We start from the raw sequence: 14,109 nt of genomic DNA on the forward strand, positions 1-14,109 counted from the left end.
CGGTGGGCGCTCGGTAGGATCGAGGGGTGTCATCCCAGCAGGAACCCGAGCAGCCCGACATCCGGTCGCTGAGCTACGAAGCGGCGCGCGACGAACTCGTGCGCGTCGTCGCCGAGCTCGAACAGGGATCGGCCACGCTCGAACGCTCGCTGTCCCTCTGGGAACGGGGCGAGTCCCTGGCCGCCCGGTGCGAAGAGTGGCTCGTCGGCGCGCGGGCCCGGCTCGACGCCGCACGCGCCGCGTCCGAGTCCGAGGACGGCGCAGCGCGATGACCGACGCCGACGGCCGCCCGATCGTCGCCGAGCTGGGCCGCCCCGAGACACCGGAGGAGACCTGGGCGCGCAAGGACGCCGCCCGCACCGCCCGGCGGCAGCACCAGACCGCGTTCAACCTCGTGCTCGCACTCATCGCGTCGCTCGGCATCGTGCTGTTCCTCGTCGCGGTCGTCGTGCGTCCGGACACCACGATCGGCGACCGGACGGTCGACTACCGCCAGGTGGCCTCGCAGGCCCAGGTGCCGGGTGTCACGCTCGCCGCGCCCGCGTTGCCGGGGGACTTCTCGTCCAACCGTGCCGACTACCAGGACAAGACGTCCGACGGGGTGAGCGTCTGGACCGTCGGCCTGCTCACGCCGGACAAGCAGTACATCGGCCTGCAGCAGGGCATCGACGCGAACGCGACCTGGGTGTCGAACAAGCTCGACCAGCACGCCGCCACGGGCACCCGCACGATCGCCGGGACGAAGTGGACCGTGTACGACCGCCGGGCCGAGGGCGACGACGCGGGCAACCAGGCGTACTCGCTCGTGTCGACGTTCGACCAGGGCACCGTCGTCCTGTCCGGCACCGCCGACGACACCTCCTTCCGGACCGTCGCGACCGCCGTCAGCAAGCAGTTCGTGAACTGACGAGCAAACACCCGCCGCAGCAGCAGCACGACCACGACCCGAACCACCCGAAGCACCCGAGGAGCCCCATGCCCGACCGCGCCGCCTCCACCCCGTCCGACGCCCTCCGACTCCTCGTCGAGGGCAACGCCCGCTTCGCCGCCGACAAGCGCCGCACCGGCCGGATCGACCCGGACCGCCGCTCGGAACTCGCCGGGTCGCAGGCACCGTTCGCCACCGTCCTCGGCTGCTCGGACTCCCGCGTGCCGTTCGAGCACGTGTTCGACGCCGGCATCGGTGACCTCTTCGCCATCCGCAACGCCGGCCAGATCGTCGACGACGTCGTGCTCGGATCGATCGAGTTCGCCGTCGTCGCGCTCGGCACGCCGCTCGTGGTCGTCCTCCGGCACACCAAGTGCGGCGCCGTCGCGGCCGCCCGCTCCGGCGAGCCCGTCCCCGCCCCGCACCTGCAGGCCCTCGTCGACGCCATCGCCCCGAGCGTCGAGCGCGTCCGCACCACCGACGCCGACGTCCCCCAGGAATCCGTCGGCGCCGCCCACCTCGAAGCCACGCTCCGGCAGGTGATCGAACGCTCCGGCGCCGTCTCGGACGCGATCGCCGAGGGTAGATTGGCCGTCGTCGGCGCGACCTACGACCTCACCACGGGCGAGGTCGCCGTCGACACCGTCGTGGGCCAGGCCTGACCGACCGCCACGACGACCCGTCCCGGACACCATCGGGACACCCACCAGCCGGCGCGACCGCGGCCGGCGAGCACCCCAGGAAGGACCACGACGACGTGACCGACACCACCCCGACCACCGTGACCGACAGCTCCGGCGAGTACCGCATCGAGCACGACACCATGGGCGAGGTCCGGGTGCCGGTGTCCGCGCTCTACCGGGCGCAGACGCAGCGTGCGGTGGAGAACTTCCCGATCTCCGGGAGCGGGCTCGAGTCGGCCCAGATCGTCGCCCTCGCCCGGATCAAGCGGGCGGCCGCGATCGTCAACGGTGAGCTCGGGATCGTCGACCCGACCCTGGCCGCTGCCGTGGTCGAGGCTGCGGACACCATCATCGGTGGCGCCCACCACGACCAGTTCCCCGTCGACGTCTACCAGACCGGCAGCGGGACCTCGTCGAACATGAACATGAACGAGGTCCTCGCGACCCTCGCGTCCGAGGTCGCCGGTGCCCCGGTGCACCCGAACGACCACGTGAACGCCTCGCAGTCCTCGAACGACGTGTTCCCGACGTCGGTGCACGTCGCCGTGACCGAGGCCCTCATCCGCACGCTCGTCCCGGCGCTCGAGCACCTCGCCGAGTCGCTCGAGGCGAAGGCCACGCTCTGGGCCGACGCGGTGAAGTCCGGCCGCACGCACCTCATGGACGCCACGCCCGTCACCCTCGGGCAGGAGTTCGGCGGCTACGCGCGCCAGGTCCGTCTCGGCATCGAGCGGGTGAACGCGACGCTCCCCCGCGTTGCCGAGGTCCCGCTCGGCGGCACGGCCGTCGGTACCGGGATCAACACCCCGAGGGGCTTCCCGCAGCGGGTCATCGCCCAGCTCGCGAGCGACACCGGGCTGCCCGTCACCGAGGCGCTCGACCACTTCGAGGCGCAGGGCGCCCGGGACGCCCTGGTCGAGGCGTCCGGGGCGCTCAAGGTCATCGCGGTCAGCCTGACGAAGATCAACAACGACCTCCGGTGGATGGGCTCGGGGCCGAACACGGGCCTCGGCGAACTGCACATCCCGGACCTCCAGCCCGGGTCGTCGATCATGCCCGGCAAGGTCAACCCCGTCATCCCCGAGGCCACGCTCATGGTCGCCGCACGCGTGATCGGCAACGACGCCACCATCGCGTGGGCGGGCGCCTCCGGTGCGTTCGAGCTGAACGTCGCGATCCCCGTGATGGGCACCGCGCTGCTCGAGTCGATCCGCCTGCTCGCGAACAGCTCGCGGGTGCTCGCCGACAAGACGATCGACGGGCTCGAGGCGAACCTCGACCGGGCCCGCGCGTTCGCCGAGTCCTCGCCGTCCATCGTCACCCCGCTCAACCGCGTGATCGGGTACGAGGCGGCGGCGAAGGTCGCGAAGTTCGCGGTGCAGGAAGGCATCACCGTGCGCGAGGCCGTGATCGCCCTCGGCCACGTCGAGCGGGGCGAGGTCACCGAGGAGCAGCTCGACAGCGCCCTCGACGTGCTCAGCATGACGCACCCGAACTGACGCAACCCGTCACGGACAGGAGGCGCGGTGCCAGCTGGCACCGCGCCTCCTGTCCGTCAGTGCGGTGCTTCCGACAGCCGAGACTCGCGTCCGCGGACAGTTTCGTGGCCGAGATGCCGCGAAACTGTCCGCTGGGCCGAGTCTCGGCCGGCGCGTGCCGCGCGGACCCGCTAGACCAGGTCGGGCGAGTCGAGCATCTCCGTCACCAGCGCCGCGATCGCGGACCGCTCCGAGCGCGTCAGCGTCACGTGCGCGAACAGCGGGTGCCCCTTGAGCCGCTCGATCACCGACGCGACCCCGTCGTGCCGACCGACCCGCAGGTTGTCGCGCTGCGCCACGTCGTGCGTGAGGACCACCCGCGAGTTCTGCCCGATCCGGGACAGCATCGTGAGCAGCACGTTCCGCTCGAGCGACTGCGCCTCGTCCACGATCACGAACGCGTCGTGCAGGGAGCGTCCGCGGATGTGCGTCAGCGGGAGCACCTCGAGCATGCCCCGCTCGACGACCTCGTCGAGGACGTTGTCGGAGACCAGGGCGCCGAGCGTGTCGTACACCGCCTGTGCCCACGGGTTCATCTTCTCGGACGCGTCGCCCGGCAGGTACCCGAGCTCCTGGCCGCCCACCGCGTAGAGCGGCCGGAACACCATGATCTTCTTGTGCTGCTGGCGTTCGAGGACGGCCTCGAGACCGGCGCAGAGCGCGAGCGCCGACTTGCCCGTGCCGGCGCTGCCGCCGAGGGAGACGATGCCGATCTCCGGGTCGAGCAGGGCGTCGATCGCGAGCCGCTGTTCGGCGGAGCGCCCGCGGAGGCCGAAGACCTCGCGGTCGCCGCGCACCAGCGCCACCGCGCCGGCGGTGTGCACCCGGCCGAGGGCCGAGCCGCGCTCGGAGTGGATGACGACGCCGGTGTTGACCGGGACGCCGTCGAGCTGCGACGAGCGGATCTCCTCCTTCTCGTAGAGGTCGGACATCTGCTCGCCGGACACCTGCAGGTCGGCGATGCCCGTGTACCCGGAGTCGACCGCGAGCTCGGCGCGGTACTCCTCCGCCGCCATGCCGATCGAGGACGCCTTGACGCGCAGCGGCAGGTCCTTCGACACGACGACCACGTCGAGTCCGTCGTTCTTGAGGTTCGAGGCGACCGCGAGTATCCGCGAGTCGTTGTCGCCGAGCTGCAGCCCGGACGGGAGGACGGACTGGTTCGAGTGGTTCAGCTCGACCCGGAAGGAGCCGCCGTCGCCGATCGCGATCGGGAAGTCGAGCCGCTCGTGCTCGATCCGGAGCTCGTCGAGGAGTCGGAGTGCCTGCCGGGCGAAGTACCCGATCTCCGGGTCGTTGCGCTTGGACTCCAGTTCGCTGACGACCACGACGGGCAGGACCACCGCGTGCTCCGCGAAGCGGAACAGTGCCCGCGGATCGCTGAGGAGCACCGAGGTGTCGAGCACGTACGTGCGCTGGGCGACCGATGTGGACGAGTCCGCGGTGTGCTGCTGCTGTGTTCCGCGAGAGACGTTCTGAGAGGTCACGACCACTCCATCCCCGGGCCGCGCTCGGCCCGGTCCATGTCCTCGAACGCGGCCGTGGAGCGGGTCTGCGAAGCACCGACTGTGGCCGCTTCGATCGGGCGCGGTGCCCGATGGGGACAAGCTACGTCCGACCCCCGACACGGCACCAGCGACACGCGGTTCCCCGAGTTACGGTCACGTGAACAACGCGGCCGCTACTGCATCGTGGCGTACGACAGGCAGGCGTCGCGGAACATGTCGAGCGTCTCGTCCGTGGTGGACGCGAACACCGACACCCGCGCGACCCCGAGCCGCGTCGTGACCGTCACGCCGTGGTTGTGGAACGCCGCGGACAGCGCGGTGAGCCGCCCCTGCGGCGGTCGGAGCACCACGATCCCGGCGCGCTCCCGGGGGTCGCGGCTGGACTCGACGGACAGGCCGAACTCGTCGGCGATGTCGAACACCCGCTCGACCCGGTCGGTGACCCGCTCCTGCACGGCGGCGACACCGACGGCCGTGAGCCGGTCGAGCGACACCGCCAGGCGTGCCTGTGACACCGGGTCGGTGCGGGTCATCTGGAACCCGGCGGCACCCGGACGGACCGACGGGACCTCGGTCGGCCACCCGGTCGTGCCGTGCGGGCCGGACAGGGCGGGCCGGAGGCGGTTCAGAGCACGGTCGCTGAACGCGGTGAACCCGGTCCCCCACCCGGCGTGCAACCACTTCTGGCCGCCGGTCGCGACGACGTCGGCGAGCTCGTACGGGGCGTCGACCACGCCGAACCCCTGGATGGCGTCGACGATGAGGAGGCGGTCGCCGATGACCTCGCGGATGGCGGCGAGGTCGGCGAGGTAGCCGGTCTGCCAGTCGACGAGCGAGACGGCGACCGCGGTGACGTCGTCGGACAGGCGCGACTCGATGAGCGACGGCGTCATCCACCCGGCGCCGGACTCGATCACGACGGGCTGCACGCGACCGCCCGTGGCCGAGGCAGCACTCGCGAGGGCCAGCGGCAGCGAGGGGTACTCGTCGGCGGAGACGAGCACGCCGCCGGTGAGCCCGAACGCGGTGTGCAGGAGCCCAGGGGTCGTGGCGGTCTGCGAGACGACCTGGTCCTCGCGCCGACCGACGAGCCGTGCGGCGACGGTGCGGACCCGGGCGTCCTGCTCGTCGAGCGTCTCCATGGCGCCGAAGCGCATGTGCTCCTGGATCGTCCCGAGCACGCGCTGCTCCTCGAGGACAGCGGTCTGGACGGGCCCGAAGGCGGCGTGGTCGAGGTAGCCGGGCTCCTCGGCGAAGCCTGAGGCGTACTCGGCGATGTTCACAGGGGCAACCTTCCGTGGGACGAAAACCCTGTGAGTCTACTGGGATGAACGGCCGACAGCCGCCGCAGTGCGGGGAACGGCGGTCGTCAGCCGCCGTACCGGCGGGACCGCAACCCGAAGTCGCGGACGGCGCGCAGGAAGTCGACCTCGCGCAGGTCCGGGTAGAGCGCCTCGACGAAGTAGAACTCGCTGTGCGCGCTCTGCCACAGCATGAAGTCGGACAACCGCTGCTCGCCCGACGTCCGGATGACCAGGTCGGGGTCCGGCTGCCCCTGGGTGTAGAGGTGGTCGCCGATGAGCTCGGGCGTGAGGACCTCGGCCAGGGTGTCGAGCGTGCCGCCGCCCTCGTCGTGCGCCTGCACGATGCTGCGCATGGCGTCCGCGATCTCCCGACGGCCGCCGTAGCCGACCGCGAGGTTCACGTGCAGCCCGGTGTGCTCCGCCGTGCGCTGCTCGGCGGCGGAGAGCGCGGCGACGAGGGGTTCGGGCAGGCCCTCGTTCGAGCCGACGTGCTGGACCCGCCAGTCCCGGTGGTCGGCCAGGGTCCCCGCGAGGTCGGCGATGATGCCGACGAGCTGCTCGAGCTCGTCGCCGCCACGACCCTTGAGGTTGTCGGACGACAGCAGGTAGAGCGTCACGACCTCGATGCCGAGGTCGTCGCACCACGTCAGGAACTCCGGGATCTTCGCGGCGCCCGCGCGGTGCCCGTGCGCGGCGGACTCGAGGCCGAGCTGCTTCGCCCAGCGACGGTTGCCGTCCACGATCATGGCGACGTGCTTCGGCATCGCCGATCCGTCGATCTGCCGGCGGATCCGGTTCTGGTAGGCGCGGTAGAGGATCCCTCGTCCTGCCCATCCCACCCTGCCGGTCACGGAACGAACATAGTGCACAGTGCCTCGGAGCGAGCCGCGTTCCCCGGGCCGTCCGCCCGTGTTCGGCGTTCGTTCGGCATCGGCCCCTACGGTCGGACCATGCAGGCCGAGCACGACACCGGGACCCTCCCCCACGTCCCCTTCACCGACGAGGCCGCGAGCACCGCGACAGCCGGACGGACGACCGCCAGCGCGTCCGAACCCCGGCCCGCGTGGCGCGGTTGGATCCACCTCGGGGCGTTCCCGTTCGCCATCGCGATGGGCATCGTGCTCATCGTCCTCGCGGGCTCACCCGCGGCGAAGGTGGGCAGCGCCGTGTTCATGGCGACGTCGCTCGCGATGTTCGGCGTCTCGGCGACCTACCACCGGTTCCCCTGGGGCCCGACGGTCAAGGCGGTGCTCAAGCGCATCGACCACACGAACATCCTGCTGCTCATCGCCGGCACGTACACACCCGTGGCGATCTGCGCCCTGCCGCACACCCTGATGGTCGTGGTGCTCTGGGTGATGTGGTCCGGCGCGGCGCTCGGCATCGCCTTCCGGGTCCTCTGGATCGGGGCGCCCCGGTGGCTCTACGTGCCGATCTACCTCGTGCTCGGCTGCGCGGCGCTCGGGCTGCTGCCGCAGTTCTTCGCCGCGAGCGTCCCGATGACGGTCCTCGTGCTCTCCGGCGGCGTGGCCTACATCCTCGGCGCACTCGTGTACGGCTTCAAGCGGCCGAACCCGTCGCCGACGGTGTTCGGCTTCCACGAGGTCTTCCACGCCCTCACGGTCGTCGCGTTCGCCGCCCAGTGGGCGGGTGTCCTCATCGTGGCGCTGGACCCGGTGCGCTGACCGCGACGGTCCGTCGGACGGGAGGCGCGGGTCGGGCCCGCACCGTGCCTCCCGTCCCGCACACACGCGGGTCCACCGCGCCCGTCGCGTCAGCCGCGCCGGTCGCGTCAGCCGCGCTCGTGGCGTCAGCCGCGCTCGGTGTCGTCCCCGACGTCGGCCCGGCCGTCCTCGGCCGCACGCCGCTCCGGCTCGTCCGTCGCGACGCCGTCGCGATCGATGCCGTCACGGTCGATGCCGTCACGCTCGCCACCCGCGGTGCCGTTCGCCTCGGCCTCGAGCCGCTCCCGGATCTCCGCCCGGTAGCGGGTCCGCCGGATGCGCCGGGTCATGTCGATCACGAGCAGGATCGTCACGATGGCCACGACCGCGATCGCGATGAAGCCCGCGACGCCGGGCGTCACGTCGACGTCCGGGACGCTCGAGGTCGGGCTCGGGCTGGGGGTCGCGGCGAGTGCCGCGTGGAGGGTGCTCACGCAGTGGTGTCCTTGTCGGCAGGGATCCCCGCGAACAGGTCGGACTCGGGGAGCTCGGTCGGCACGCGGGCCTCGACGAGCTGGTAGTCCTCGGTCGGCCACACCGTCGCGAGGAGGTCGTTCGGCCAGTAGAAGAAGGCGCTGTCCGGCGGCACCTGGCTCGCGTGGGCCCGGAGCGCCGCGTCACGCGCGTCGAAGTACTCGTGCACGTCGACGTGGGTCGTGGCGAGGTCGGGCCGGTCGGCGAACCGTTCGACCCACTCGCGCAGCTGCTCGACCGCCGGGCTGTCCGGGTCGCGTTCCTGCAGGGCCTCGAAGACCGTCTTGAAGCGCCGGGGGTTCATGGTGCGCTCGTAGTAGAGCTTCGCGACGGACCACGCGGGCCCGGCGTCGGGGTACTTCTCGGGGTCCGCGGCGTCGCGCCAGGCGGCCACCGAGACCTCGTGCGTCCGGATGTGGTCCGGGTGCGGGTAGCCGCCGTTCTCGTCGTAGGTGACGAGCACGTGCGGCCGGAAGCGCCGGATGACCCGCACGAGGGCCTCGGTCGAGTACTCGAGCGGCACCGTCGAGAAGGTGCCGGGGCGGACGGTCTCGCCCTTGTCGGCGTCGGGCAGGCCGGAGTCGTGGTACCCGAGCCACAGGTGGTCGATGCCGAGCGCCGCCTGGGCCCCGGCCATCTCGGTGCGGCGATACCCGGCCATGTCGCGGTGCGCCCGGCTCGTGGCGGGCTCGCCGAGCTGGTCGTTGAGGATGTCCCCCGCCTCGCCGCCCGTGCAGGAGACCACGAGGACCTCGTTGCCCTCGGCCGCGTACTTCGCCGTGGTCGCCGCTCCCTTGCTCGACTCGTCGTCGGGATGGGCGTGGACGGCCATCAAGCGGTACGGCACTGGTCTTCCTCACTGATCGCGTGGCAGCACACAGTGTCACGTGAACTACCCTGGGATCAGGATAATCACCCCGGGAGCCCCGAACTGTCCGAACCGCAGCACCAACCGGCACCTCAGCCGTCCGCCAGCACCACCGCGACGCTGGACGACCGCTACGGCCGCACCCCCGGACGCGCTCGTCGCACGCGGCTGATCGGGATCGTCGCCGCTGCCGCCGTCGCCCTGGTGTTCATCGTCTGGGTGGTCTGGGCCGGTCCCGGGCAGACCAGCCACGGCCTCGACACCGACGACGTCGGGTACCAGGTCGTCTCCGACCACCAGGTGGTCGTGCACACGCAGATCTCCGTCGACCCCGGCACGGTCGCGAAGTGCGCCGTCCAGGTCCTCGACAAGTCGTACACGATCGTCGGCTGGCGCGAGATCCGGGTGCCGGCATCCGATCAGCGCGTCCGGAGCATCAGCACGCCCGTGAACACCGTGTCACGCGGTGTGACCGGCTTGATCCACGACTGCTGGGTTCCCTAGACTGCTGTGATTCGCGGACAAGACCGGCCACACCGGCCGGTCTTGTTCTTTGCTGAAGGGAATCACCATGAGCAACGACACCCAGGTCACGTGGCTGACGCAAGAGGCGCACGACCGCCTCACGGCCGAGCTCGAGACGCTGTCCGGTGAAGGTCGCCAGGAGATCGCGAACCGCATCGAAGCCGCTCGCGAAGAGGGCGACCTCAAGGAGAACGGCGGCTACCACGCCGCCAAGGACGAGCAGGGCAAGATCGAGGCCCGCATCCGTCAGCTCACCGAGCTCCTCAAGCACGCCACCGTCGGCGAAGCGGACTTCGACGGCACCGTCGAGCCCGGCACCGTGGTGACCGCCGTCATCGCCGGTGACGAGTCGACGTTCCTGGTCGGCAACCGCGAGATCGTCGGCGAGGGCTCGGACCTCACCGTCTACAGCCCGGTCAGCCCGGTGGGCGCGGCCATCGTCGGTCTGCGCGCCGGCGAGAAGGCCACGTACACCGCGCCCAACGGCAAGGAGATCGCCGTCGAGGTGACGAAGGTCGAGCGCTACGAGCCGTAGACGCCACCCTTGACGGACAGGAGGCGTGGTGCCAGCTGGCACCGCGCCTCCTGTCCGTCTCCGGCTCGGTTCAGCGCCCGTCTCAGTGCTCGAGCAGCTCCGGCTGGAAGCCCACCTCGTGCAGGCGGTGGATGACCTCCTGCGCGTGCTCTGGACCGCGCGCCTCGATCGACAGGTCGAGCGCGACCTCGTTGATGACGAGCCCCTGGCCGTGCCGGGTGTGGAGCACCTCGACGACGTTCGCGCCGGCGTCCGAGATGACCTGCGAGACGCGGGCGAGCTGACCGGGGCGGTCCGGCAGCATGATCCGGATGCCGATGTAGCGCGACGCCGCGACGAGGCCGCGGGTGATCACGCGTTCCATCATGAGCGGGTCGATGTTGCCGCCGCTGAGCAGGACGACGGTGCGACCGGTGTCGCGGACAGCACCGGACATGATCGCCGCGACGCCGACGGCTCCGGCGGGCTCGACGACGAGCTTGGCGCGTTCGAGCAGCACCAGGAGCGACCGTGCGACGTCGTCGTCGGACACGGTGACGATGTCGTCGACGAGGTCGCGGATGATCGGGAAGTTCAGGTCGCCGGGTCGCGCCACGGCGATGCCGTCCGCGATCGTCGGCTTCGTGCTGACGGTGACGGGTTCGCCGGCCTCGAGCGAGCTCGGGTACGCGGCGGCGTTCTCGGCCTGCACCCCGATGACCCGGATGGTGCGTCCGAGGCGTTCGGCGACGCCCTTGACGGCGAGGGCGATGCCGGCGATGACGCCGCCGCCGCCGATCGGCACGATGACCGTGTCGGCGTCGGGCACCTGGTCGAGGATCTCGAGCCCGAGCGTGCCCTGGCCGGCGATGACCGCGGGGTGGTCGAACGGCGGGATGAAGACCGCTCCGGTCCGTGTCGCGAAGTCCTTGGCCGCGCTCAGTGCCTCTTCCACCGAGTGCCCGCGCAGGACGACCTCGGCGCCGTAGTGCCGCGTGGCCTGGAGCTTCGGCAGGGCGACGCCGACCGGCGTGAAGATCGTCGCGGGGATGCCGAGCTCGCGCGCGGCCAGGGCGACCCCCTGCGCGTGGTTGCCGGCGCTCGCGGCGACGACGCCCGCGGCCCGCTGCTCCGGGGTGAGGGTCGACAGGCGGTTGTACGCACCGCGGACCTTGTACGCACCGGTGCGCTGCAGGTTCTCGCACTTGAGGTGCACCGGCGACCCGAGGACCTCGGCGAGGAACTGCGAGGTCTCCATCGGGGTGACACGGGCGACCCCGGCGATCGTCACACGTGCCTTCTCGATGTCGTCGAGCGTGGGGATCAGCGGCGTGGTGGTGTCGGTCACGGGTCCATCATCGTCGCTCGCGGCACTCCTGACGAACCCGTGACGTCAGTTGGTGCTGGCAGTGCCCTCAGCCGCCGTCGGCTCCGGCTTGCTGCCCGGTGCGGGGACCGCGTCGCCGACCTTGTGGCGGCGGCCACGCCGGAGCTGGAGCTGCCCGTGCTGGCCGCGCTTCGGGGTCGCCTCGAGCACGTGCTCGGAGTCGAGTCCACGCCAGCGGCCGCTCGCGATCGTCATGACCATCGTGTTCACGGTGGCGATCAGCGGCACGGCGAAGAAGGCACCGGCGATGCCCGCGAGCCCGGAGGCCGCTGTGACGCCGAGGACCACCGCGAGCGGGTGGACCTTGACCGCGTTGCCCATGACGAGCGGCTGGAGGATGTGTCCCTCGATCTGCTGCACGAGCAGCACGACAGCGAGGACGAGGACGGCCGCGAGCGGGCCGTTGAAGATGAGCGCGACGAAGACGGCCAGGAACCCGGTCACGATCGCACCGACGACGGGGATGAAGGCACCGAGGAAGACGAACGCCGCGATCGGGATCACCAGCGGCATGCCGCCGAAGAACAGGCCGACGATGAAGGCGCCGAGCCCGATGCCGACGGCGTCCACGAAGGCGACGAAGATCTGCACGCGGATGAAGCTCGTCAGGGTGATCCACCCCGCGACACCGGCGCCGTCGACGGTCGCACGGGCCTTCTTCGGGAAGAGCCGCACGGCCCACCGCCACACGTTCTTGCCGTCGATGAGCAGGAAGATCGTGGTGAACAGGATGATGAAGAGCGCCTCGAACACGTGCGTGGCACCGGACCCCGCGCTCGCGACCCCGGAGAGGATCGACGCGCTGTTGTCCTGCAGCCACTTCGTGCCGTCGTCCAGCCAGCCGTTGACGTCGCCCTGCGTGATGCCCAGGCCGGAGTTGAGGACGAGGTCCTTGATGTTCGCGTACTGGTCGACCGTGCGGTCGCGGAGTGACGGGTAGGACGCGATGATCTGGTCGACGACGAGCCACACCAGCGCGCCGATCGCCGCGAGTCCGCCGAGCAGGCTGATGACGACCGCGAGCCACTTCGGCACGTGGTGGCGCTGCATCCAGTTCGAGATCGGCACGAGCAGCGCCGAGACGACGATGCCGACGAGGAACGGGATGAGGATCTGGCTGAAGATCGTCATCAGCCAGATGAAGACCGCGATCACCCCGATGACGACCAGGATCCGCCACGACCACGCGCCGGCGATCCGCATGCCGGTCGGGACCGACTCCTCGACCACGGGGTCCGGATGCGTCGGTTGCTGCTGCTTTCTGCCCCATGCCATGGTCGCGAGTGTACCGATGTGCGGCCCGACAGGTACCAGATACGGCATACGTGACCGATCGCAGGGTGTCGGCGGCGATCGGTAGCCTTCGGGACATGGTCAGGACCACGCTCTCCGCTGCCGAGGCCCGCCGCGTCGCACTGGCTGCCCAGGGCTTCGGCCAGCCACCTGCCGACGCCGTGTCGACCCGAGCGCTGAACGCGGGGTTCGCGCGCCTCGGCCTGCTGCAGATCGACTCCGTGAACGTCTTCGAGCGCAGCCACTACCTGCCGCTCTTCGCCCGGCTCGGCGCCTACGACCGGTCCACCCTCGACCGTCTGACGATGTCGAAGCGCGGTCCCTACGCCGAGTACTGGGCGCACGAGGCCGCCTTCGTCGACCGCACCGACCTCCCCCTCTTCCGGTGGCGGATGGACGCGCTGCGCGAGCGCGACTCGTGGCCGAACCGGATCGACGGGGTCCGGCGGACCGAGGGGGTCCGGCGCGAGCTCCGGGCGCTGCTCGCGGCCGAGGGGCCGATGCCGGCGAGCGCGGTCGAGCACGAGTCGAACGTCCGCCGCGGGCCGTGGTGGGGCTGGAGCGACGTGAAGCTCGGACTCGAGCAGATGTTCCGCTGGGGCGACGTCGTGAGCGCCGGACGGTCAGGCTTCGAGCGGGTCTACGCGCTCCCCGAGCAGGTCCTGCCTGCCGGCACGCTCGAGGCCGCACCGGCGCGACCCGCAGCCGTCCTCGAACTCGTCCGCCGGGCCACCCGGGCACTCGGCGTCGGCACCCGCGCGGACATCGCCGACTACTACCGGCTCCGCTCCGACGACACCGCCGCGGCGATCGCCGAACTCGTCGCCGCCGGGGATCTCGTGCCCGTGCGGGTCGAGTCCTGGGGCGAGCGCGCCTGGATGCACGCCGATGCCCGGGTCCCGCGGCACGTGACGGCCGACGCCGTGCTCAGTCCCTTCGACCCGGTCGTGTGGTTCCGGCGGCGGGCCGAACGGATGTACGGGTTCCACTACCGGATCGAGATCTACACGCCGGCCCCGAAGCGGGTCTTCGGCTACTACGTCCTGCCCGTCCTGCAGGACGACCGGCTCGTCGGGCGGGTCGACCTGAAGAGCGACCGACAGCGCGGGGTCCTGCGCGTGCGGACGGCGTGGGAAGAGCCGGGCGAGCGGCTCGATGCCGGGCGGCTCGCCGAGACCCTCCGACGGACGGCCGCGTGGCAGGGGCTCGACGGGGTCGAGGTCACCGATCGCGGAACCGCCGCGGCTGCGGTCGCTGGGGCGCTCGGCGTCCGGCTGGTGCCGCACGTCGCGGCCGACGACGCGGACGCGAGCGTGGCGTTGGAACCGGCCGTCTGACGGGCTGGCGGCGCGAGGCGGGGCAG

At 71.3% G+C, this 14,109-nt stretch carries 15 protein-coding genes; 8 read left to right on the top strand and 7 right to left on the bottom strand.

Translation table 11 applies throughout. The features are described from left to right. Nucleotides 1–26 precede the first annotated feature (26 nt). The 4 genes from ACIPEP_RS09840 to ACIPEP_RS09855 all read left to right on the top strand — a co-directional run bounded on the left by ACIPEP_RS09840 (nucleotide 27) and on the right by ACIPEP_RS09855 (nucleotide 3,110). Nucleotides 27–272 carry an exodeoxyribonuclease VII small subunit gene (locus ACIPEP_RS09840; RefSeq protein WP_402717145.1) on the top strand — a complete coding sequence of 82 codons (246 nt, stop codon included), beginning with the start codon at nucleotides 27–29 and terminating at the stop codon, nucleotides 270–272. After that, nucleotides 269–907, top strand: a complete 639-nt coding sequence (locus tag ACIPEP_RS09845) for a DUF4245 domain-containing protein (protein ID WP_402717146.1) — start codon at nucleotides 269–271, stop codon at nucleotides 905–907. The genes ACIPEP_RS09840 and ACIPEP_RS09845 overlap by 4 nt, the downstream gene beginning before the upstream one ends. Before the next feature lie 68 nt (nucleotides 908–975). Continuing rightward, nucleotides 976–1,590 (top strand): carbonic anhydrase, encoded by a 615-nt coding sequence (locus tag ACIPEP_RS09850; protein WP_070416758.1) that lies wholly within the window; start codon nucleotides 976–978, stop codon nucleotides 1,588–1,590. A gap of 119 nt (nucleotides 1,591–1,709) precedes the next feature. Further along, the gene (locus tag ACIPEP_RS09855; protein WP_402717318.1) at nucleotides 1,710–3,110 is read left to right on the top strand and encodes a class II fumarate hydratase; all 1,401 of its coding nucleotides are present in this window, start codon (nucleotides 1,710–1,712) and stop codon (nucleotides 3,108–3,110) included. Between the two features lie 170 nt (nucleotides 3,111–3,280). Here the strand turns inward: ACIPEP_RS09855 and ACIPEP_RS09860 are convergent, their stop codons facing one another. The 3 genes from ACIPEP_RS09860 to ACIPEP_RS09870 form a co-directional block, all read right to left on the bottom strand. Beyond that, nucleotides 3,281–4,642: a PhoH family protein gene (locus ACIPEP_RS09860; protein ID WP_175473660.1), complete on the bottom strand. Its 1,362-nt coding sequence runs from the start codon at nucleotides 4,640–4,642 to the stop codon at nucleotides 3,281–3,283. A gap of 188 nt (nucleotides 4,643–4,830) precedes the next feature. After that, on the bottom strand, nucleotides 4,831–5,940 hold the full coding sequence (locus ACIPEP_RS09865) for an aminotransferase class V-fold PLP-dependent enzyme (protein WP_071294707.1): 1,110 nt from the start codon (nucleotides 5,938–5,940) through the stop codon (nucleotides 4,831–4,833). Nucleotides 5,941–6,026: 86 nt separating this feature from the next. Next, nucleotides 6,027–6,812 carry an isoprenyl transferase gene (locus ACIPEP_RS09870; protein ID WP_229085150.1) on the bottom strand — a complete coding sequence of 262 codons (786 nt, stop codon included), beginning with the start codon at nucleotides 6,810–6,812 and terminating at the stop codon, nucleotides 6,027–6,029. Nucleotides 6,813–6,911: 99 nt separating this feature from the next. On the opposite strand from ACIPEP_RS09870, the gene ACIPEP_RS09875 reads away from it, so the two are divergent. Next, entirely contained in the window at nucleotides 6,912–7,646 is a 735-nt protein-coding gene (locus ACIPEP_RS09875; protein WP_070419188.1) for a hemolysin III family protein, read from the top strand. Nucleotides 7,647–7,771: 125 nt separating this feature from the next. Here ACIPEP_RS09875 and ACIPEP_RS09880 read toward each other — a convergent pair whose 3' ends face one another. Together ACIPEP_RS09880 and mca are read right to left on the bottom strand one after the other, a co-directional pair. Further along, nucleotides 7,772–8,119: a hypothetical protein gene (locus tag ACIPEP_RS09880; protein WP_402717147.1), complete on the bottom strand. Its 348-nt coding sequence runs from the start codon at nucleotides 8,117–8,119 to the stop codon at nucleotides 7,772–7,774. Continuing rightward, nucleotides 8,116–9,006: a mycothiol conjugate amidase Mca gene (mca, locus tag ACIPEP_RS09885; RefSeq protein WP_402717148.1), complete on the bottom strand. Its 891-nt coding sequence runs from the start codon at nucleotides 9,004–9,006 to the stop codon at nucleotides 8,116–8,118. The genes ACIPEP_RS09880 and mca overlap by 4 nt, the downstream gene beginning before the upstream one ends. 33 nt (nucleotides 9,007–9,039) lie before the next feature. On the opposite strand from mca, the gene ACIPEP_RS09890 reads away from it, so the two are divergent. After that, on the top strand, nucleotides 9,040–9,531 hold the full coding sequence (locus ACIPEP_RS09890) for a DUF4307 domain-containing protein (protein ID WP_175473661.1): 492 nt from the start codon (nucleotides 9,040–9,042) through the stop codon (nucleotides 9,529–9,531). Nucleotides 9,532–9,598: 67 nt separating this feature from the next. Beyond that, nucleotides 9,599–10,087, top strand: coding sequence for a transcription elongation factor GreA (gene greA, locus ACIPEP_RS09895; RefSeq protein WP_070416763.1), 489 nt, complete (start codon nucleotides 9,599–9,601; stop codon nucleotides 10,085–10,087). 82 nt (nucleotides 10,088–10,169) lie between these two features. Here greA and ilvA read toward each other — a convergent pair whose 3' ends face one another. Together ilvA and ACIPEP_RS09905 are read right to left on the bottom strand one after the other, a co-directional pair. After that, the gene (gene ilvA, locus ACIPEP_RS09900; RefSeq protein ID WP_070416764.1) at nucleotides 10,170–11,414 is read right to left on the bottom strand and encodes a threonine ammonia-lyase; all 1,245 of its coding nucleotides are present in this window, start codon (nucleotides 11,412–11,414) and stop codon (nucleotides 10,170–10,172) included. A gap of 45 nt (nucleotides 11,415–11,459) precedes the next feature. Further along, complete coding sequence (locus tag ACIPEP_RS09905) at nucleotides 11,460–12,728, bottom strand: AI-2E family transporter (RefSeq protein WP_254791795.1); 1,269 nt, start codon at nucleotides 12,726–12,728, stop codon at nucleotides 11,460–11,462. 95 nt (nucleotides 12,729–12,823) lie between these two features. Here ACIPEP_RS09905 and ACIPEP_RS09910 point away from each other — a divergent pair, with 95 nt between their 5' ends. Further along, complete coding sequence (locus ACIPEP_RS09910; RefSeq protein WP_402717149.1) at nucleotides 12,824–14,083, top strand: winged helix-turn-helix domain-containing protein; 1,260 nt, start codon at nucleotides 12,824–12,826, stop codon at nucleotides 14,081–14,083. Nucleotides 14,084–14,109 lie beyond the last annotated feature (26 nt).

The organism is Curtobacterium sp. NPDC087082 (assembly GCF_044745045.1).
Lineage (GTDB): Bacteria > Actinomycetota > Actinomycetes > Actinomycetales > Microbacteriaceae > Curtobacterium.